General features: G+C 52.0%; 17 protein-coding genes and 1 pseudogene. 9 read left to right on the top strand and 9 right to left on the bottom strand.

The genetic code is table 11. The features are described from left to right. Positions 1-55 precede the first annotated feature (55 nt). Positions 56-1,258, top strand: coding sequence for an iron-containing alcohol dehydrogenase (locus L2Y54_RS17155; protein ID WP_236497842.1), 1,203 nt, complete (start codon positions 56-58; stop codon positions 1,256-1,258). 1 nt (position 1,259) lies between these two features. Here the strand turns inward: L2Y54_RS17155 and bamB are convergent, their stop codons facing one another. From bamB to ndk, 7 genes are read right to left on the bottom strand one after another with little or no spacing between them, the layout of a single operon-like run. Next, positions 1,260-2,420, bottom strand: a complete 1,161-nt coding sequence (gene bamB, locus L2Y54_RS17150) for an outer membrane protein assembly factor BamB (RefSeq protein WP_236497841.1) — start codon at positions 2,418-2,420, stop codon at positions 1,260-1,262. A gap of 10 nt (positions 2,421-2,430) precedes the next feature. After that, positions 2,431-3,057 carry a YfgM family protein gene (locus L2Y54_RS17145; RefSeq protein ID WP_236497840.1) on the bottom strand — a complete coding sequence of 209 codons (627 nt, stop codon included), beginning with the start codon at positions 3,055-3,057 and terminating at the stop codon, positions 2,431-2,433. A gap of 35 nt (positions 3,058-3,092) precedes the next feature. Then, the gene (hisS, locus tag L2Y54_RS17140) at positions 3,093-4,373 is read right to left on the bottom strand and encodes a histidine--tRNA ligase (protein ID WP_236497839.1); all 1,281 of its coding nucleotides are present in this window, start codon (positions 4,371-4,373) and stop codon (positions 3,093-3,095) included. 2 nt (positions 4,374-4,375) lie between these two features. Further along, complete coding sequence (locus L2Y54_RS17135) at positions 4,376-5,536, bottom strand: helix-turn-helix domain-containing protein (protein WP_236497838.1); 1,161 nt, start codon at positions 5,534-5,536, stop codon at positions 4,376-4,378. 16 nt (positions 5,537-5,552) lie between these two features. Next, positions 5,553-6,284, bottom strand: coding sequence for a type IV pilus biogenesis/stability protein PilW (pilW, locus tag L2Y54_RS17130; protein ID WP_236497837.1), 732 nt, complete (start codon positions 6,282-6,284; stop codon positions 5,553-5,555). Between the two features lie 8 nt (positions 6,285-6,292). After that, entirely contained in the window at positions 6,293-7,408 is a 1,116-nt protein-coding gene (gene rlmN, locus L2Y54_RS17125; RefSeq protein WP_236497836.1) for a dual-specificity RNA methyltransferase RlmN, read from the bottom strand. Positions 7,409-7,456: 48 nt separating this feature from the next. After that, entirely contained in the window at positions 7,457-7,888 is a 432-nt protein-coding gene (gene ndk / locus L2Y54_RS17120; protein ID WP_236497835.1) for a nucleoside-diphosphate kinase, read from the bottom strand. 161 nt (positions 7,889-8,049) lie between these two features. Here ndk and L2Y54_RS17115 point away from each other — a divergent pair, with 161 nt between their 5' ends. The 5 genes and pseudogenes from L2Y54_RS17115 to L2Y54_RS17095 all read left to right on the top strand — a co-directional run bounded on the left by L2Y54_RS17115 (position 8,050) and on the right by L2Y54_RS17095 (position 14,578). Further along, positions 8,050-9,651: a hypothetical protein gene (locus tag L2Y54_RS17115; RefSeq protein ID WP_236497834.1), complete on the top strand. Its 1,602-nt coding sequence runs from the start codon at positions 8,050-8,052 to the stop codon at positions 9,649-9,651. A gap of 54 nt (positions 9,652-9,705) precedes the next feature. Beyond that, positions 9,706-10,745, top strand: a pseudogene (locus tag L2Y54_RS17110) (IS5 family transposase). A gap of 295 nt (positions 10,746-11,040) precedes the next feature. Next, positions 11,041-12,411: a leucyl aminopeptidase family protein gene (locus L2Y54_RS17105; protein WP_236497833.1), complete on the top strand. Its 1,371-nt coding sequence runs from the start codon at positions 11,041-11,043 to the stop codon at positions 12,409-12,411. Between the two features lie 93 nt (positions 12,412-12,504). Then, entirely contained in the window at positions 12,505-12,993 is a 489-nt protein-coding gene (locus L2Y54_RS17100) for a hypothetical protein (RefSeq protein ID WP_236497832.1), read from the top strand. A gap of 28 nt (positions 12,994-13,021) precedes the next feature. Beyond that, positions 13,022-14,578, top strand: a complete 1,557-nt coding sequence (locus L2Y54_RS17095) for a methyltransferase regulatory domain-containing protein (protein WP_236497831.1) — start codon at positions 13,022-13,024, stop codon at positions 14,576-14,578. A 2-nt stretch (positions 14,579-14,580) separates the two neighbouring features. Here the strand turns inward: L2Y54_RS17095 and L2Y54_RS17090 are convergent, their stop codons facing one another. Both L2Y54_RS17090 and L2Y54_RS17085 read right to left on the bottom strand, forming a co-directional pair. Beyond that, entirely contained in the window at positions 14,581-15,357 is a 777-nt protein-coding gene (locus tag L2Y54_RS17090) for a hypothetical protein (protein ID WP_236497830.1), read from the bottom strand. A gap of 65 nt (positions 15,358-15,422) precedes the next feature. Further along, on the bottom strand, positions 15,423-16,202 hold the full coding sequence (locus L2Y54_RS17085) for an ATP-binding cassette domain-containing protein (RefSeq protein WP_236497829.1): 780 nt from the start codon (positions 16,200-16,202) through the stop codon (positions 15,423-15,425). Between the two features lie 58 nt (positions 16,203-16,260). Here L2Y54_RS17085 and L2Y54_RS17080 point away from each other — a divergent pair, with 58 nt between their 5' ends. The 3 genes from L2Y54_RS17080 (at position 16,261) to murJ (ending at position 19,422) form a co-directional block, all read left to right on the top strand. Next, the gene (locus L2Y54_RS17080) at positions 16,261-16,887 is read left to right on the top strand and encodes a TRADD-N-associated membrane domain-containing protein (protein WP_236497828.1); all 627 of its coding nucleotides are present in this window, start codon (positions 16,261-16,263) and stop codon (positions 16,885-16,887) included. A gap of 64 nt (positions 16,888-16,951) precedes the next feature. After that, positions 16,952-17,782, top strand: coding sequence for an SGNH hydrolase domain-containing protein (locus tag L2Y54_RS17075; protein WP_236497827.1), 831 nt, complete (start codon positions 16,952-16,954; stop codon positions 17,780-17,782). A gap of 83 nt (positions 17,783-17,865) precedes the next feature. Beyond that, complete coding sequence (murJ, locus tag L2Y54_RS17070) at positions 17,866-19,422, top strand: murein biosynthesis integral membrane protein MurJ (protein ID WP_236497826.1); 1,557 nt, start codon at positions 17,866-17,868, stop codon at positions 19,420-19,422. Positions 19,423-19,455: the final 33 nt, after the last annotated feature.

The raw sequence follows: 19,455 nt of genomic DNA, 5'->3' as shown, positions 1-19,455 counted from the left end.
AGTTGGATGCGTCATGCTTGTTAGGCGCTAAGCCCATTCAAATCGGAGTTGCCTGATGCTAACTGTCGTCCCTTTTGCCATCGCCCGCCTGCCGCGTATTGAATTCGGCGCGGGTGCTATCCGTAAGCTGCCTGCCATTGCCGCGCAATACGGTAAACGCTTGCTGATTATCACCGGGGCTGGTTCCTTCACGGATTCTGTTGCTGCTGGGATGTTGTTTCACGACTTGCAAACGGCTGGTTTTAGCTGGGAAATTCGGCGGGTGACACAAGAACCCTCCCCGCAATGGGTGGATGCCACCGTCGCTGCCTGCAATGCCTTGCCGGATATGAGTTTTGATGCGGTCATTGGGATTGGTGGTGGTAGCCCTTTGGATGCTGCCAAAGCGGTGGCGGGGCTGCTCAAACCGGGCAATTTGGTGATGGATCATCTCGAAGGTGTTGGCCCGGAATTGCCTTATCAAGGCCCTGCCACGCCGTTCATCGCTGTGCCTACCACGGCTGGTACGGGTTCAGAAGCCACTAAAAACGCGGTACTGTCGGTACAGGGCGAACACGGTTTCAAGAAATCGTTTCGGGATGATCGCTTAGTCGCCGAATATGCCATCATTGATCCCGATCTGCTGGCAAGCTGCCCACTCGCACAAATTGCTGCCAATGGCATGGATGCGTTCACCCAGTTGATGGAAGCTTATGTGTCTACCCGCGCAAATCCGTTGACCGATGCGTTAGCTTTGTCGGGCATGGAAGCGGTACGCGATAGCTTGCTGGCTTTTTATAATGACCCAAGCGATAGCGTGGCTCGCGGCAAAATGGCTTACGCTTCGCTGCTATCGGGTATTTGTTTGGCACAAACGGGGCTGGGGTCGGTGCATGGCGTGGTGGCTCCGCTAGGCGCGTTTCACCCGATTGGTCACGGGGTTGGCTGTGGCATGTTGGTTGCTGAAGCCACGCGCTTAAACATTGACCTGATGGAAGCCAACGAACCCGATAATCCCGCACTGGACAAGTACACCACGATCGGCAAATTATTCCGGGGGCGTAGCCACCATGTTGATCCGGTTGGGGCGCGGGTATTTTTGGTGCATACCCTGAGCACCTGGGCGCATAAACTGCACTTGCCGCGCTTGGCTGATTTTGGGGTCACGGAAGCCGATATTCCGAAAATCGTCGCCCATTCACGCGGTTCCAGCATGAAAACCAACCCGATTGTGCTGACCGATACCGATATTGCGCACCTGATTCGGGTTTGTCTGTAGCTTATTGGATGCTGAAAGCCGAGAGTAAGCCACTTTTCCCTAAGGTATAAACGGTATTGCCATCTTTGACGGGGGCGACGGTGTAGCCGGTTTTGTCGCCTTGGGTGCGGGCAGCTACTTGCCCGTTGCTGGTATTGATCCAATGCAAGTAGCCTTGGTAATCGCCGATGACGAGGTATTGACCAAGTAGCGCTGGCGCAGTGGGTTGGCGACGTTGCAGGTCATCCATTTTCCACACCGGGTTGCCAGAAAGCGGTTCCAGTTTCCACAGATCGCCCGCGTCACTGCTGGTATACAAGCCATTCGGGTCAGCATCCACGCCGGTATAGCTGGAGTAGGGTGCTGCCCAAGCGACACTGCCGTCACGCATATTGATGCCTGCAATCCGCCCGTTGTAACTCGCGGCAAACAGCGCTTCGCCCAAGGCTTTCATTTCGCCATCCACGTCGGTCATGCGGTCAAGATCGCTGCTGCCGCGTGGCACGGACAGGGTAACTTCCCACAGCCCTTTGCCGCTTTGCATGTCGAAAGCCGTGACTACGCCATTGTCAAAACCGGCGATGACCATGCCGCCCACGACAATCGGAGTGCTGGCACCACGTAGGGAAAGCGTCGGGCTTTTACGCCCCTCTTGCCAGAGAATTTGCCCGCTTTGCGTGGAAAGACCGTGCAAACCGCCATTGCTGGTGCGGAATACCACGACACCGTTATTAGGCGCTGATGCTGCCAATACTTCGCTGCCCAAGGGCGTGGACCAGAGAATTTTGCCGGTCTGCCGCTCTAAGGCAATGGCATTGCCATTCCCCGTGCCGAGGAATGCGCCGCCTGCGCCGCCGCTGACCCCGCCGGTTACATCACCATCAAGCGTGGTTTGCCAGATGCGCCCGCCGTTGGCTTTGCTCCAGGCACTTGCCGAACGTCCGCCCGCCACTAATACCGCGCTATCATCTACCGAGGGATGGATGCGCACATAGTCTTTGCCGCTGCCACTACCTGTACTGACTTGCCATAAGGTGCGCACGGTGGCACTGGCTTTGATTTCCTTTAATGCCTTGGGCGGGTTTTCCGTTTTGGCAGGAATAACCGCTGTCGTCATTTGCGATAAGGTGCCACAACCTGATAAGGCAGCAGCAACGAGCAGGGCGACGGTAATGTGTTTCATAAGATCCTTGTTATGTTCCCTCACCGAGGTTGTCACGTTTCAGCTTGATGAATTCGCCGGAACCGCCTGCCGCGCCGAGCATGGCTTTGTCATAAGCCGCCCGTGCTTCGGTGAGTTTGTTTTGGGCAACGTAAATATCGCCTTTCAGCTCTTCGATCAGTGCCTGATACGCCTCAGGGTAGGTTTGAGTAATGAGTGTTTGCGCTTCGTCCACTTTTTTCATGGCAAGCAAGACGCGGGCGAGGCGGATATTGGCAAGATGCTTGAAGTCCGCTTCCTTGCTATTGTCGACGACCCAGCGTAATGCGGTGGCTGCCGGTTCGTACTCGCCTTTTTCAGCGTATTGCTGTGCGGCTTTCATGCTGGCAATCGCGGCATACGGAGTGGAGGCATAGCCGCTTTGTAAGGTTTGGATGTCTGGCTGCGCTTGTTCCAATGAAGTTTCACTGGCTTTTTCGACTTTGGCGTACAGCGCCGATGCTTCCGCCGCCGTGGTTTCTTGGTAGTCTTTCCAATACTGCCAGCCGAATAAACCGCCAATTGCCAGTGCGATACCGGCTATGATGGATGTGCCATTGTCTTTCCACCAGGCTTTGAGTTCTTCAACTTTTTCATCATCGGTTTTGTAATCAGACATCAGTTTGCCCCTGAATTATTGAGTTAAGTTAACATTTATTGTGTTTTTTCAAGCAAAACGGCAAGGTGTTGTGCCACTTGGCTGAGCGGGAGCGTAATCTGCTCACCGCCGTCACGCAAGGGTTTGAGACCGATTTCGCCACGTTCCACCTCATTTTCCCCCAGAATCAGGGCAAAACTGGCGGAAGATTTGTCAGCCCGCTTCATTTGGGTTTTGAAACTGCCTTCGCCACCATTGCTGATCAGACGCAAATCGGGCAGGGCATCACGCAAGGTTTCTGCCAGTGTCAACCCAGTTTGAATCGCGGCCGTGCCTGCCATGATCAAATAAACATCGGGGGTGGTGACGGGTGGGGCAATGCCTTGAGTTTCCAGCAAGAGAATCAGGCGTTCCAAGCCCATGCCGAAGCCCACGCCGGGGGTGGGTTTGCCGCCTAATTGTTCCACCAAGCCGTCGTAACGCCCACCGGCACAGACCGTGCTTTGTGCGCCGAGATCATCTGTCACCCATTCAAATACCATGTGGGTGTAGTAATCCAGCCCGCGCACCAAGCGTGGGTTGACTTCGTAGGCAATGCCCATGCTATCCAGCAAGGAGCGCAGGGTCGCAAAGTGTTCGCGCGAAACCGCATCCAGATGATCGTGTAAGCTGGGTGCTGCGGCTACGATTTCCTTCAGGTCAGGATTTTTGGTATCCAAAATCCGCAACGGGTTGGTGTGCAGGCGGCGTTTGGAATCCTCATCAAGTACATCGTGATGCGCGGTGAAATACTCCACCAGTAACTCGCGGTAGATGTGACGGCATTCGGGTGTACCCAACGTATTCAATTCCAGACGCAGGTTACGTAAGCCAAGGGTTTTCCATAGCCGTGCGGTGATGGCGATGAGTTCAGCGTCAATGTCCGGCCCAAGCATTCCGAAAGCTTCCACGCCAATTTGATGAAATTGACGGTAACGACCTTTTTGAGGGCGTTCGTGACGGAACATCGGGCCGGTATACCACAGGCGTTGTTGCTGATTATGCAGCAGCCCGTGTTGGATTCCGGCGCGAATACAGCCAGCCGTGCCTTCAGGGCGTAAGCTTAGGCTGTCATCATTACGGTCGTTAAAGGTATACATTTCCTTTTCGACAATATCAGTCACTTCGCCAACGGCACGCGAAAATAAGTCAGTTTGCTCGACGATAGGCATACGGATTTCGCTGTAGCCATAGCGATTCAGCAAGGTGCGGGCGGTGTTTTCAAGGTACTGCCATGCGGGGGTAGCATCCGGCAGAATGTCATTCATCCCCCGGATAGATTGGATATTTTTGCTCATGCTTACTCGACTCGGAAACGGGCAACACTGCCTTTGGTGTGTGCAGTCAAATCAAACGGCTGACCATTAACGAAAATTTTAACGCCCGGCGCATTACCGACTTTGACATTCAGTGGCGGTGTTGCTTTGAACTCTTTGATATTGCCAGCGGTGTTGAGGGATTCGAACAGGGTCTTTTTGTCATCACCTTTAATTTGCATCCAGACTTCTTCGGCGAACTCCATTTTGATGCTGATTTCACCAGCGATAGGCGGCGTAGTGGCATCCGCTGGGGTCGCTGCGGTATCGGTTGGTGTTGCTGGCGGCGTAACGGGTGTTTCTGACGTGGCAACCGTGGGCGTTTCTGTGGTGTTTGGCGCTGGTGCTACAGGGGCTGTTGCCGGAGCGGGCGTTACTGTGGTTGTTTCAGTCGCTGTAGTATTGGTTGGCGCTGCGGTATCTTGGGTGCTAGTGGCTGCGGCTTCAGGTGTAGGTGTTGCGGGCGTAGCAGTGTTCTGACTGGTTTGATCGCTTGGCGCGGTTGCTACCACTTCAGGTGCTGGTTCAGGTGCTGGTGTGCTGGATGCCGGTGTTGCCGTTTGCTGAGCTTGCTGTTCGGCAGCAGCTTTTTCACGCTCCAACGCTTCTTTTTGTGCAACGTAAGCTTCCATCGCAGACGGAGGGCGTTGTTGTACATCGGTTTGGTCGGTCTGTGCCGAGAACGATGACCAAGTATGGTTTGCCCAATCGCGCACACCCGGAATCATGGAAAATAGCCCCAATAATAGTACCAATGCTCCAAACCCGATGAATTTCAGGGTGGAGTTTGACATCACGGGCTGAGCCACTTTATTGAGCGGTCTGGCGGGTGCGAAATGATGGGCAATTTCATCAGGTTTAGCACCACGCAGGGCTTCATAAGTGCGAATCAGTTCCTTGGCGTCAATATCCGCCAGTTTGGAATAGCCACGCAAATAACCCCGGACATAAGGCGGTTCGGGTAAGTGGGCAAAGTCTTCCTGTTCCAATGCTTTAATAATATGAGAGGACAGGTGCAATTCTTCCGCTGCCTGTTCGCGGTCAAGCCCCGCTTTTGCACGGCATTCTACCAACATAGCGGTCAGGTCGCCGGGTTGCACCGCAGAAGATGTCCTTTCTTCGACTGAGTGGGCTGTCTCTGTCACGTGTCCTCCAGTTTAATCAATCAATTTGGCTGGCAGCGCTGCTATCGGGGAATTTTCCCCGCAATGTGGTGGCACAGGCTTCCGCTTTGTCTGGTTCATTTAAATTTGTTTGCACTTGATAACACAGCAGCAAACTATCCGGCGTTGCCGGTGCCACTTCATTATAGCGGTAAATAAATGCTTCTGCCTTGGCTGGTTCACCTTTTTCATGGTGCAACCTAGCCATCTGGTAGAGTGCTTCCGAGAAACGGTGGTTTTTTTCCAGCGCCTGACGGAAATACGTTTCCGCTTGTGCTCCATTGCCTGCTTTTTTGGTGCAGATGCCCGCATTAGTATAGGCAAACTCCGGGGTTTTATAGAGCGGATCACTGAGCGCTTTGAGAAAAGCTGTTTCCGCAGCGGCATACTGTTGCGTGTGGCACAAGTGTGAGCCATAGTTATTCAGCAGGTCAGGATCGTTGGGCGTAATGCTGAGAGCTTTACGGAAATGCTTATTTGCCTTGGCATCATCTTTTAAGCGTTCTTGAAGCAGGGCGTAATAATGATGAGCCGGTGCCGAATCGGAATCTTGCGCTACAGCCTTTTCCAGATTCAGGCTGGCTAAATCCAGACGCCCCTTCTGTAAGTAACCAACACCTAGTTGGGTGTAATAACTACCGGCTTTTTCGTCTGTGCTGGATGTTGTATTGGAGCAGGCGCTCATGCTGCTAATCAACATTGCAAACAATGCGTACTTTATTATTTTCATTGCTATTTTTATGACCGTTCGATGCGTGCGAAATGTATCTCTCGGCGGCTTTTGTCATTGACCTGACCTGCAAGTTGCCCGCAAGCGGCGTCAATGTCATCACCCCGTGTTTTTCTGGTGATCACAGTATAACCTGCTTCGGTCAGAATATCACGGAAACGGTGTATGCGATTGTTACTAGACCGTTTATAGCGCGTTTCGGGGAACGGGTTGAACGGAATCAGGTTGATTTTCGAGGGAATGCCCTTGAGTATTTTTGCCAGTTGCATGGCATGTTCGTCACGGTCGTTGATGCCATCCAGCATCACGTATTCCCACGTAATGTGATTGCGTTCGGTGGTCTTTTTCCCCAAGAACTGGCGGCACATGGCGAGCAAGTCCTTGATCGGGTATTTGCGGTTCAACGGAACCAATTGGTCACGCAATTCGTCATTCGGTGCGTGCAGGGATACCGCCAGTGAAACATCCAGCGTATCGGCTAAGCGATCCAACGCAGGTAATACGCCAGAGGTGCTGAGGGTAACGCGGCGTTTGCTTAGACCGTAAGCATTATCATCCATCATCAGGCGCAAGGCATTGATGACGTTATCGAAATTCAGCAAGGGTTCGCCCATGCCCATCATCACCACATTGCTGACGACACGAGCGCCTTTGGGGTCAGCTTGCAGGGTACGTTTGGCGACCCACAATTGCCCGATGATTTCCGCCGTCGTTAAATTGCGGTTGAAACCTTGGCGGGCGGTGGAACAGAAGGTGCAATCCAGCGCACAACCGACTTGCGAGGAAATGCACAGCGTTCCCCGGTCGTCTTCGGGGATGAATACGGTTTCAATGGCATTGCCATCTTCCAGCCGCAGCAACCATTTGTGGGTGCCATCGGCGGATTGTTGATCCATCACGATTTCCGGGGCACGAATCACGGCATTATCCGTTAAGAATTGGCGCAACGGTTTGCTGATATTGGTCATCTGGTCAACACTGTCGACATTGAGCTGGTGCAGCCATTTGATGATTTGGGTGGCACGAAACGGCTTTTCACCGATGGAGGTGAAATACGCTTTCAGCCCTTCATGGCTAAAATCCAGCAGATTGACTTTTTTAACAGTGTCAGACAATGTGATCATTCCCCCCTCCCAACCCTCCCCCGCAAGGGGTGAGGGCAAAGAGACAAATTAACGAGTGCGTGGGCACAGACCGTCTGTCCCGAAGAAGTAAGCGATTTCGATCGCGGCATTTTCTGCGCTGTCAGAGCCGTGTACGGCATTTTCGTCAATGGAATCAGCGAAGTCTGCACGGATTGTACCAGCGTCTGCATTCTTAGGGTTAGTTGCACCCATCAATTCGCGGTTTTTAGTGACAGCGTTTTCGCCTTCCAATACTTGTACCATTACCGGACCAGATGTCATGAACGCGACCAGATCACCAAAGAAAGGGCGCTCTTTGTGTACCGCGTAGAAACCTTCAGCGCGTTCTTGGCTCAGGTGAACCATTTTCGCTGCCACGATTTTCAGACCAGCGTTTTCAAAACGGCTGTAGATCTGACCGATGACGTTTTTAGCTACTGCGTCAGGTTTGATAATGGAAATGGTTTGCTCGATTGCCATGCGGGGTACTCCAATAAAAAGTTAAAGCTATAATGAGGGCGCAATTGTAATGGGTGTGCATCATGCAGGCAAAGCATATTCGTCGCATCGAGTGCAAACCCCGTGCTAGACTTCGTTGCAAACGGTAAATCACAAGCAATAATCGACGAAAAGGACTCAATATGCTGGCGAAACTGACCCGATTGGTGATTATGGGTGGCGTGTTGTCACTGGGAATAACTGGCTGTGGCGCGACCACTGGCGGTAACGCGATGACAACGAATGCTACCGCTTTGTCTGCGGCGAAAAGCGCATTTTCCACAAGTAACTCGGCTTCTCCATTGGGTACAAATACCAATGAGATTATGGAAAGTGATGCCAGTCTGCCTTTTATCGACCTTATGCGGGCGGCAATGCCTTTCCCTGAAGCCAGCCCGTGGTTGACCAAAGGCAATATTACTTATGATGCGAACGGTTGGCCTGCCAATCTGAATGGTGGGCAAGCGGGGACACGTTTTCTCTCCAATTTACCAGCGGCGGTTATTCCTGAAGGCACGTATACCGTGCTATATGACGGCGAAGGCGAAATTCAGTACATGAATGATGCCACCTTGCTGCAACGCAATGCGGGTTACGACACTATCACGATTGCTGCCGGTAATGATGGCATGTTGAACGCTTCGTTATTGATTTTGCGTAGCAATCCACAGAATTATTTACGCAATATCCGTATTCTGCCACCGGGTGGGATTTGTGCGAGTAATCCGTTCCAGCGCGTGGCTTCCGCTGCTGCGTGTGGGGATTTCAAAGCGTTTGTGGAACATGCAGACAGCATTATTTTTAACCCCGATTTTATGGCATTCATGAGGGATTTCCGCTCGATCCGCTTCATGAACATGAGTGGCGTTACTCGTAGCACCGACCGCAGTTGGTCAGATCGCAATACCTTGGGCAAAGCCACGTGGGGTGGCAAAGAGGGTTCACGCGGTGCGCCGTTGGAAATTCAGGTTGAACTTGCCAATCGTTTAAATGCTGACCCGTGGTTTACCTTGCCACATGCCGCTGATGATAATTATGTGCGCGAATTTGCCACTTATGTGAAACAACACTTAAATGGCAATTTGAAGCCACACATCGAATACAGCAACGAAACCTGGAATACCATTTTCACCCAAGGCAACCACATGATTGATATGGGGTTGAAACTGGGACTGGATTCGCACGCTCACCGCGCTGGCTGGCGGTATTATTCACAGCGTTCGGTAGAAATTTTCAATATCTGGGAAAGCGTTTTTGGTGGTTCGCAGCGTTTGGTTCGGATTCTGTCAGGTTGGACAGTGAACGATAAGCTGACTGAAATTGTCTTGAGCCACAAGGATGCTTACAAACACGCGGATGCGTTCGCGATTGGCCCGTATGTCTTTGGCGGACACGCCGAAGTGCGTACCATTAAAAGTGTGGATGATGCGCTCGGTTTGATTACTAACCCGGTATACCGTTATTCACACGATAAAGTGATGGGCTATATTCGGATGCAAAAAGCCATTACCGATAAATACGGGCTTGAATTAATGGCGTATGAAGCCGGGCAAGGTTTGGCAGATTTCCATACCAAAACGGATGATGAGTTCCCTAATCCGCTGTTGTTTGCAGCCAATCGTGATCCTCGGATGCGTGGCATTTATGATCAATTCTTAAATGGCTGGAAAACTGAAGGCGGCACGTTGATGATGCATTACACTGCGCCACGTACTTTCAATAGGGAACCTCTAAAAACCCACTGATACCCACACAAATGTGAGAAAATGCTCATCTGAGCCACCGCCCCGTTACTAGCCATGCCCAAGAAAAGTGCCATCAAAACCAGTCTGTTTGCCGCCGAAGAGCGTGAACAGAAACTCGACCGCAAGGGCGACCTGCTGTCCACGCTGAACCAGCACGTCAACTTTGTCGCCTTGGCAGCAGAAATCGACCACATCGCCCCACGCCCAAGTGACAAGCGAGGAGGCCGTCCACCCTACCCAACGGAACTGATGGTACGGGTCTTGGTGTTGCAACACCTGTACAACCTGTCGGACGAGGCATTGGAATACCAATTGCTTGACCGGCTGTCGTTCCAACGGTTTTGTGGCCTGCGTCATTCCAGCACGATCCCGGATGCCAATACCTTGTGGGTATTCCGTGAACGGATCAGCGCGGCAGGTGGTGCGGATGCCCTGTTTGATGCCGTCCAACGGCAATTACAACAACACGGTTTTATTGCCCGTGGTGGTCAAATCGTTGATGCCACGCTGGTGGAAGCCCCTAAACAACATTTCCACAAAGAAGAAAAAGCGCTGTTGGAACAAGCGGCAACACCTGCTGACTGGACACCTGCCCAACGTCGCCAAAAGGATACGGAAGCAAGCTGGACGAAAAAACACGGTAAAAGTTACCACGGCTACAAACTCAGTATCAGTGCCGATCGGAAATACAAACTCATCCGCAAACACCACATCAGCACCGCCAAAGAACATGACACCAACCATTTTGAAGCGGTGCTTGACCGAGCCAACACCAGCCGTGACGTATGGCGGACAAAGGTTACGAAGACCAATCCCGTGAACAACGCCTCAACCAAGGTAGCTGGCGGTTACACATCCAGCACAAAGCCAAGAAAGGCAAGCCGCAATCCGACTGCCAGAAGCGCCGCAACACCCGCATCGCCAGACCCCGCGCACGGGTTGAGCATGTGTTTGGGTCAATCTGTGCGATGGGAGGCAAAGCCATCCGCAGCATCGGGTTGGCACGGGCAGTATTCGGCCTCAGCATTAAGGCAACCGTGTATAACTTGCGGCGGCTTTGTTCACTCAAAGAGGGCGGAGTTGTGCCCATTTGATGGAGAAATTCCCGAAAAAACAGCAAAAATGCGGAAAAACCACCTGATTGTGGCTTGGTGTGCTAAAAATTGAGATGGGTTGGTGTTTTTTTAACAAAATGTCGATAGACCAACGCTAACCGTTGCAATACGCCGGGTTTTTAGAGGTTCCCAATAAGCACGGTCCGTGGGGCACGAAAGAATACATCACCCAACCGACCAGTCAGACACCGAAATACCAGGCATTACTGAACTTTATCAACAGTACGCCGTGCTGGTGGGATGGCTGTAAGCGTTAGGAATCAGGGGAAAGTTGATGTTTACACACGAAAAACCGGCGCATTCGGTGGCGATTCATCCGTTATTGCTAACAGCGTGGGAGGCGTTTGGTACCGCTTTGCCTGCGGCTGAACGGCAATGGGCGCAATTGCACGATTTTAAGGCTAAATCTGGGCAGATTTGCTTGATCCCGGATGGGCAGGGCGGTATCAGTAAGGTGCTGGTGGGTTATAACGCTGATGAGGGGGTACGTTGGGCGCTTGCGGCATTGCCTAACAAATTGCCACGCGGTCATTACCATCTGGTGTGCGACTGGTCGGAAGAAGAACGCTTGCAAGCCAGCATTGGTTGGGGTTTGGGCTATTACCGCTTTGAGTATTACACTAAACCGGATAATAAAGCCCGCCCGGTATTATTCGTGGAAGATCAGCAAGCGCGTGCCAAAGCCTTTGTGCAAGCGGTGGCGTTGGTGCGTGATTTGGTGAATCAACCCGCGAATCACATGATGCCAGAGCATTTGTCCGCTGCTGTCGCGCAATTGGCACGTACCTTTGAGGCGGATTTCAGTGAGATTGTTGGTGATGATTTGCTGAAGCAGAATTACCCCGCTATCCACGCAGTGGGGCGTACCAGCGCTCATGCACCGCGTTTGCTGAAGTTGCAATGGGGTCAACCGGAGCACCCGGCAGTGACCTTGGTGGGTAAGGGCGTGTGTTTTGATACCGGCGGCTTGGACATTAAGCCGTCGCAATACATGCGCTTGATGAAAAAAGACATGGGCGGTGCTGCGCATGTGCTGGGTTTGGCACGATTGATTATGCAATTGCAGCTTCCGGTGCAGTTACGGGTGCTGATTCCGGCGGTGGATAATGCGATTGGCGGGGATGCGTTCCGCCCCGGTGATATTCTGGCAACCCGTGCGGGCAAGTCAGTGGAAGTGGATAACACGGATGCTGAAGGGCGTTTGGTATTGTGCGATGCGCTGGCGGATGCGGTTAGTCACAAACCGGATTTGCTGCTGGATTTTGCTACCTTAACCGGTGCGGCACGGGTGGCGCTGGGGACGGAAATTCCAGTGTTTTTTAGCAATAACAAGGCATTGGCGGCTAAACTTCAGACGGTATCGGCGGCGGCGGATGAGTTGATTTGGAATCTGCCGTTACATCGCCCGTATTTCGATCAGTTGAAAAGTGGGTGCGCCGATTTCACCAATAGCGGTGGGAGTTACGGTGGCGCAATCACGGCGGCATTATTCCTGAATGAGTTTGTGCCGGAATCGACGCATTGGGTGCATTTTGATGTGATGGCTTGGAATATCCGTGAGCGTGCTGGTCGTCCGGTGGGGGGGGAGGCGATGGGTTTATTCGCCGTCTATCACTACTTGGAGACCACTTATCGCGGTGAGTGAACTTTATTGCGTTCTTTGATTCAGTTTCAATTCATTTTTCTTATTATGGTCTATAATCAAAATATTCGAGTGTTAGATTAGGTTGGAAATACTATGCAACGAGGGTACGCGGCGCAGCGTAATATTACCCGTCATTTTGCGTTAGGAATTGCTTTAACAGGGTTGATGCTGACGTTTTTAGCAGCAGCCCTGTTGGTGTTCCCTTACAAGCTGGCAGCGAACCCTGAGGTGTCGGGTGAGCTGCTGTATGATTTGCTGGGAAATTTGGAATACCGCGACGCCGGGCATTTCAGCTCGGTTGATGACCCCGTGATGCAACAGAATTTAAAAACGCTAATAACCCAAAAGCGTTTGAATGGGCGTGAGGGCGTGGCGTATATTCTGAATGTGGCGGAAGGCACCTTGGCTTGGCAGTCAGCCCCTTTACGTTTGGTATTGGGTGGTGTGGCGGTGGATGATACTTACACCATGCAATTCAAGCAAACCGCCACGCATCAGTTGGCGGTGCAAAATTTTTGGTTAAAAACGGCAGGTAATACCCGTCTGGAATTCAGGATGGTGGTAGCATTACCGGTTCATTGACTTAGCTTAGTGCAGGAAGCCTGTTGTTATGGTCGATTTTTACGACGAACTTGCTTACGAAACCAATCCCTTCCCTGAAACACACCCCGGTAATCTAGCGACCCTAGGGCGTTTGTTCGGGATTCCAACCGCTTCGCCGCAACAATGCCGCGTATTGGAATTGGGTTCGGCAACCGGTGGTAATCTGCTCCCGATGGCTTGGCATTTACCAGCCAGCGAATTCGTGGGAGTGGAGTTATCGGGGGCGCAAGTGGCGATCGGGCAGCGCATTGTCGAGCAATTACCGCTGCAAAATATTCGTTTGGAAGTGGGCGATATTCTGGAAATTGACCCTGCCGCGTTGGGGAGATTTGATTACATTATTGCGCATGGCGTGTATTCGTGGGTTCCTGCGGTAGTCCGTGAAAAAATCTTGGCGGTGGCACGGGAATGCCTGACACCGCACGGGCTGGCTTACATCAGTTACAACTTACTTCCCGGCTGGCGGATGCGTGGCAGTTTGCGTGATTTGTTATTGCACGCGACCCGCGAGGTAACAGGTGCTGCGGCTAAATACCATGCCGCGATTGCTGCTTTAGAGCGTTTGCAACGTGCTTTGGTGGGGGCGGAAGCCGATAGCCAACGTTATGTGCAAAAAGAAATCACCTACCTGCTCGGTTCACACCCCAGTTATTTATTGCACGAGTATTTGGCGGGCGAAAACAACGCTTTTTTGTTTAGCGAGTTTTTGGCTGATGCCGAGCGGCATGAATTGCAATACGTGTGTGAAACCGATTTGCACACCTTGTTCGATACTACGCTGAGCGGAGCCGCGCAAGCCGCCTTGGGGGATATTGAAGACCCGTTGCAGCACGAGCAATGGATGGATTTTGTGCGAATGCGGGCTTTCCGCAAAAGTGTGTTATGCCGCGCCGATGTAGCATTGGAACGTGCTGTGGACGTGGATGTGTTCACCGGATTTTTTTACAGTGCGGATTTGCGACTTAAGGGTAAGGCAAATCTCAGTAATACCAAGCCGGTGGCATTCATGACCCCGGATAATACCGAACTGACGGTGACGCACCCGTTGAGCAAAGCCGCCTTGCTGTATTTGCAGGAAGTACACCCTTACACACCGGATTTCACCGAATTATACGCTCGCGCTGCCGAACGGGTGCGTGATGCGGGCGGTAAACAATTTGCCAACGCCCGCAGCGAATTGGTGAGTGAATGGTTCAGCTTGTACAGCTACCGCGCAGTGTATGGGCATTTATACCCCTGTTTAATCAAGCCCGAATGGTCGGAACATCCCGAAGTCAGTGCCTTGGCACGCTTGCAAGCCGCTGAAGGTTGGCAAAGTGTGGCGAGTATTCGCCACCAAGCCCTGAGCCTTGATGATTTTTCCAGCCGTTTATTGCAAGTATTGGATGGTACGCACACGGTTCCCGAAATTACCCAGCGTTTGTGTGAGGAAGTAATGGCGGGGGCGCTACAAATTCCCGGCGGTAAACAGGCACAAACCAGCGGCAAAGGCTTGGAAAAAGAAATTGCGTCGAATGTTAAGCACCTGCTGACTGTATTTGCCCGGCATGGTCTGTTGGTTTGACGTTACGGCGTGCTCGCCAGTAGGCTATTCACCAGCCATGTGGGGGCGGGAATATCCGTAATCGGCTGAAAAATACCGTCAAGTTTTGCAGGCATAGCTGGGACTTTGCGGGCATCGCTCCACTGGTTGCCCCAGTTATTACTGCTGTATTGATACCACTGCTTGCGCTCATTAGCACCGTCAGGCAAGTAGGCGGCGGTGATCAGTGTGCCACGCCCTTGGGTATCCATATTGAAATCGTGCAAACCAGGGTAACGGTTGCCCCAATCCGGGCGATTTAACTCGGCGGGTAAGTGCACAGTAGTGCAACTAAATTCGCGTAACTGGTTTTTGCCTTGCAAGACGATGTAATCGTTGCCAGGGCCTTCGCGCCCCCACGTGGCAAATAACGTCAAACGGTTGAACGCGGGTGTGCTGTAAGTCGCGAGTACCGCACTGCCATCAGCAATAGGGTAGGCTTGCCAAGTATTATCCCGTTTAGCGAACAAAATAGCGCCAGACTCCAGCGGATTTTGCCCGATCAATAACGGCAGGGTCACACCCTTTAACGCATAACCGTGTAATGCATTTTTCTTAATCAATGAATTGAGGAAAGCACGACTGACGGGGCTGGCTTGCCCGCATTGCCACCCCGGTTGCCATAATGACGCAAATTCATTCGTGGGTTTGGTTAACGGTTGTTGCTGCATCGGGGTTGTTCCCGCAGCACAGCCGCTGATGGGGAATAAACCGGTGATTAGCAATAGCCCGGCTAACACGGTGTGTAATGTGGTGTGCATAATATATCCCTTGTTTGCCCCTGATGCTCAGTCTACTGCTTCAGACTGCCAGAATAAAGAAATGTTCAGTATCGGGAAGCAAGCAGCAATTCACGGGTATAAACGTGTTGCGGTTGGTGAAATAGGGTGTTTACTGTGCCGGTCTCCACCACTTGACCGTGGCGCATCACCGCGATGCGGTCACATACACCGCCCGCCAAGGGTAAATCATGCGTAATCAATACCATCGCCATTTGCCGTTGGGCGCGAATGTCTCGCAACAGTGCCAGAATTTCGGATTGTACCGTGACATCCAAGGCGGTAGTGGGTTCATCCGCAATCAGCAAGTCGGGTTCGCATAGCAAAGCCATCGCTATCATTACCCGTTGGCGCATTCCGCCGGAGAGTTCGTGCGGGTAACTGTGCAAACGGCGGCTAGCATCGGGGATACGTACCTGTTCGAGCATGGTCAATGCTTGTTGTTGCGCCGCTTTAGCACCCATACCCTGATGCACTTCCAGTACTTCGGTGAGTTGCCGCCCAATGGTCAGTAGCGGATTTAACGCCGTCATAGGGTCTTGAAAAATCATCGCCATGCGTTTTCCCCGGTATTGATTGAGCACGCGAGGTGGCTGATTTAACAATTCTGTACCCGAAAATTGCACACTCCCACGGGTTTGGGCATTGCGTGGCAGCAAACCCATGACCGCATGGAACAGTTGGCTTTTGCCCGCGCCGGATTCGCCGACTACCGCGAGGGTTTCGCCAGCAGCAAGTTGCAAATCCACGCCGCGCACGGCTTCCACTACGCCGTCGGGGGTGTTGAAACAAAGCTGCAATTGTTGGATGGATAACAGAGGTATCACGGCATTGGGTTTCCATTGCGCTATAATCGAAGCATCATAACCTGTGGGCAGTAGTAAAATGAACACCAGTCATCGTGATGGTATGTTGGGCGGTTTTCTCAATGTCCGCCAAGAGGCTATTTCCGGCGTAACCGAACCCGCGTTGAAACGCTTGACCGAAGCTGCCAGCGGCGACGTGAAAGAAATTGCTGCGTCACAAATTGAGCTGCTGTCGCGTTTTTACGATTTGTCGTTGTCGCAAGCGGGGCGTAGTTTTCGCTGGGCATTAATTGCCAGTGTGGTGGGCTTGTTGTTTTTCCTTGCTGCGATTGGCTTTATGCTGAGCCAGAGCATGGAAGTTGCCATCATCAGTGTCATTGGCGGGGCAATGGTGCAATTCATTGCTGGGGTGAATTTTTTCTTGTATGGCAAAACCTTGTCGCAACTCACCTTGTTTCAAGGGCGTTTGGAAGTGACTCAACGTTTTTTACTTGCCAATAGCCTGTGCGAAAGTTTGGAGGGTAAAGTGAAGCACTATACCCGTGCGCGGCTGATTGGTGCACTGGCGGGCGTGAGTGGTAGTGATTTGGCAAAAGATTTGGTGGATGTGGCTCCGGGGCAGGATGTGGGTGCAGGTCAGCCCCCAGTATTTGAACCGCCAGTGGAGCCGGATTTTCAGCATGATATGGCAGCGCGTCCGTTGTAGCCAAGGCTTGAACAGTGAACTTGTCCTATAGTATCGGGTCTGTGCTTGTTTGAAGGAGGTTTACATGTTCCGCAAAGTAACAGGGTTGCTGGTTGGCGTGGTTTTGTGGTCAATGTCGGCGGTTATCGCGGCTGATTCTTCGCTGAAGCAAAATTTGCTGACGGCTGCTGATACCAAAGCCAGTGGCGAATATGCGTTTTCTCAGTGCCGTGCGTTAACGGGGCAGGTGTTTGATGCGGCTAGTCAGAAGAAGAAAGCGTTGATTGTGGGCGATAGTTACGCCTGCGATTTTCTGAATAGTGTGCAGGAAAACGGTTATTTGGGTGATTACCAGCTTGCGCTGCGTTTTATTCCGTATGACTGCCAGACGGTGGCAGGTGACGATGCCCCCAAGCATATTGCGGCGAAAGACCGTAGTTTTTGCGCTACGCCAGAGCGGGCAGATAGCTTGGAACGTGCCAAAGCGCAGATGCAGGAAGCCGATTTGGTGATTTTTGCGTTCCGTTGGAAGCCTGATATTGCGGCAGCATTACCACAGACACTGCGTACCTTGGCGTTTTCACCCAAGCAACGGGTAGTGGTGGTGGGAAACAAGTTTTTCGGCCAAATTTCAGTGAGAAAATATTTGAAAATGCCTGCGAATGATTTGAAAGCGTTGGAAAATGAGGTTGATCCTGAGGAGGCCAAAACGATCAATGCGGTCTTGGCTAAAGGCTTGGGTAAGGAGGTGCTCTTTGTTGACCCGCATAGTTTGTTGTGTGGTGATGATACGAGTTGCCCCTTGTTTACCGACGATGTGAATTTGATTTCATATGACGGTCGGCATTTGACCAAGGAAGGGGCGCGTTACGTGGGCAGGGTGTTGTTCCAGCGTTCGGCGTTGGGGAAAATGTGACGCTAAATCCACATTTCCTGCATGACCTTTGCACGTGATTCGGGCAGAATCGCCGCTTCTCTTTGTGGAAACCACTTTAAACCATGAGCCGTTTGTTGCGTTCCGGTGCTGTGATTAGTGCCATGACCATGATTTCCCGCGTGTTGGGCTTGCTGCGCGATATGATTGTTGCGCGGTATTTTCCGGTGGATGGCGCAACCGATGCATTTTATGTGGCATTCCGCATCCCTAATTTGTTGCGGCGTTTGTTTGCGGAAGGGGCATTTTCCTTAGCCTTTGTGCCGGTGTTGTCGGAATACAAAGAGCAGCGCGGTCAGGCAGAACTCAAGGATTTGATTGATCATGTGGCGGGTTATCTGGCGCTGATTTTGCTGGTGATTACGGTCATTGGCGTGGTTGCCGCGCCGGTGGTGATGTGGATATTTGCGCCCGGATTCGAGAGTAAGCCGAATGCCCGCCCGGATTTAGCCGTGGAAATGTTGCGGATTACCTTTCCCTATATTTTGTTTATTTCGCTGACGGCGTTTGTCAGTGGGATTTTGAATACGTTTCATAAATTTGCGATTCCAGCCTTAACGCCTGCGTTGTTGAATGTGGTGATGATTGCAGCGGCGGTGTGGGGTGCGCCTTACTTCGATGAGCCGATTTTGGCATTGGCGTGGGGGGTGTTCTTTGCGGGGTTGGCGCAGTTGGTGTTTCAGTTGCCGACCTTGACGCGCTTGGGGTTATTGCCACGCTTGCGTTTGCGTAAGGCGCACGAGGGTGTCAGCCGGATTATGAAACTGATGATTCCGACCTTGTTTGGTTCGTCAGTGGCGCAGTTAAATTTGTTGATTAATACCTTATTGGCTTCGTTTCTGGCGGTGGGCAGTATTTCGTGGTTGTATTATTCCGACCGTTTTGTGGAATTGCCGCTCGCGATTGTGGGTGTAGCGTTGGGGACGGTCATTCTGCCCAAATTATCCAGTGACCATGCTAAGGCGGATGCTACGCAATTTCAGCAGACGATGGATTGGGCGTTACGTCTGGGAGTGTTGATTTCACTGCCTGCTACGTTGGGCTTGGTTTTGTTGGCAAAGCCAATTTTGGCGACGGTAATGATGCACGGTGAATTTGCCTGGCGTGATGTGCAAATGTCATCCTTGAGCCTGATGACGTATGCGGTTGGCTTAAGCGGCTTTATTCTGGTTAAAGTATTAGCACCCGGTTTTTATTCGCGTCAGGATACCAAAACGCCCGTTAAAATCGGCATGATCGCGATCGGGGCGAATATGGCACTGAATGTCTTGATTGTGTTGCCTTGGTACTTTTCGGGCATCGAAGGGGCGCACGCCGGGTTGGCCTTGGCAACTGCATTGGCGGGCTATGTGAATGCGGGGCTGTTGTTTTATCACTTGCGTAAGCAGCAGATTTTTCAACCTAGCAAAGGCTGGATGGGCTTTTTGCTGAAAATCGGGGTGGCTTCAGTGGTGATGACGGCACTGGTTTGGCTGGTATCTCCGGCGGATGCTTGGTGGCAAACGGCTTCCACATGGGCACGAATTGGCTGGTTAACAGGTCTGATGGTGCTGGCATTAACCAGTTATTTTATGGCGCTGCGACTATTGGGAATGCCGTTTAGGCAAATGTTGGGGCGCTGAAACTTTTTTCTCTGTTACACTGCGCACCAGTGT

Origin of the sequence: Thiothrix winogradskyi (genome assembly GCF_021650935.1) — a bacterium.
Classification (GTDB): domain Bacteria; phylum Pseudomonadota; class Gammaproteobacteria; order Thiotrichales; family Thiotrichaceae; genus Thiothrix; species Thiothrix winogradskyi.
The sequence above is the reverse complement of the archived record's forward strand: the minus strand, read 5'-3'. Positions and strand labels throughout refer to the sequence as shown.

Coding starts and splice junctions, on each gene's coding strand:
- L2Y54_RS17090 (WP_236497830.1), bottom strand. CDS start 15,357: ATGCACACCACATTACACACCGTGTTAGCCGGGCTATTGCTAATCACC.
- L2Y54_RS17145 (WP_236497840.1), bottom strand. CDS start 3,057: ATGTCTGATTACAAAACCGATGATGAAAAAGTTGAAGAACTCAAAGCC.
- pilW (WP_236497837.1), bottom strand. CDS start 6,284: ATGAAAATAATAAAGTACGCATTGTTTGCAATGTTGATTAGCAGCATG.
- hisS (WP_236497839.1), bottom strand. CDS start 4,373: ATGAGCAAAAATATCCAATCTATCCGGGGGATGAATGACATTCTGCCG.
- L2Y54_RS17155 (WP_236497842.1), top strand. CDS start 56: ATGCTAACTGTCGTCCCTTTTGCCATCGCCCGCCTGCCGCGTATTGAA.
- L2Y54_RS17115 (WP_236497834.1), top strand. CDS start 8,050: ATGCTGGCGAAACTGACCCGATTGGTGATTATGGGTGGCGTGTTGTCA.
- bamB (WP_236497841.1), bottom strand. CDS start 2,420: ATGAAACACATTACCGTCGCCCTGCTCGTTGCTGCTGCCTTATCAGGT.
- L2Y54_RS17075 (WP_236497827.1), top strand. CDS start 16,952: ATGTTCCGCAAAGTAACAGGGTTGCTGGTTGGCGTGGTTTTGTGGTCA.
- L2Y54_RS17105 (WP_236497833.1), top strand. CDS start 11,041: ATGTTTACACACGAAAAACCGGCGCATTCGGTGGCGATTCATCCGTTA.
- L2Y54_RS17100 (WP_236497832.1), top strand. CDS start 12,505: ATGCAACGAGGGTACGCGGCGCAGCGTAATATTACCCGTCATTTTGCG.
- L2Y54_RS17095 (WP_236497831.1), top strand. CDS start 13,022: ATGGTCGATTTTTACGACGAACTTGCTTACGAAACCAATCCCTTCCCT.
- ndk (WP_236497835.1), bottom strand. CDS start 7,888: ATGGCAATCGAGCAAACCATTTCCATTATCAAACCTGACGCAGTAGCT.
- murJ (WP_236497826.1), top strand. CDS start 17,866: ATGAGCCGTTTGTTGCGTTCCGGTGCTGTGATTAGTGCCATGACCATG.
- L2Y54_RS17080 (WP_236497828.1), top strand. CDS start 16,261: ATGAACACCAGTCATCGTGATGGTATGTTGGGCGGTTTTCTCAATGTC.
- rlmN (WP_236497836.1), bottom strand. CDS start 7,408: ATGATCACATTGTCTGACACTGTTAAAAAAGTCAATCTGCTGGATTTT.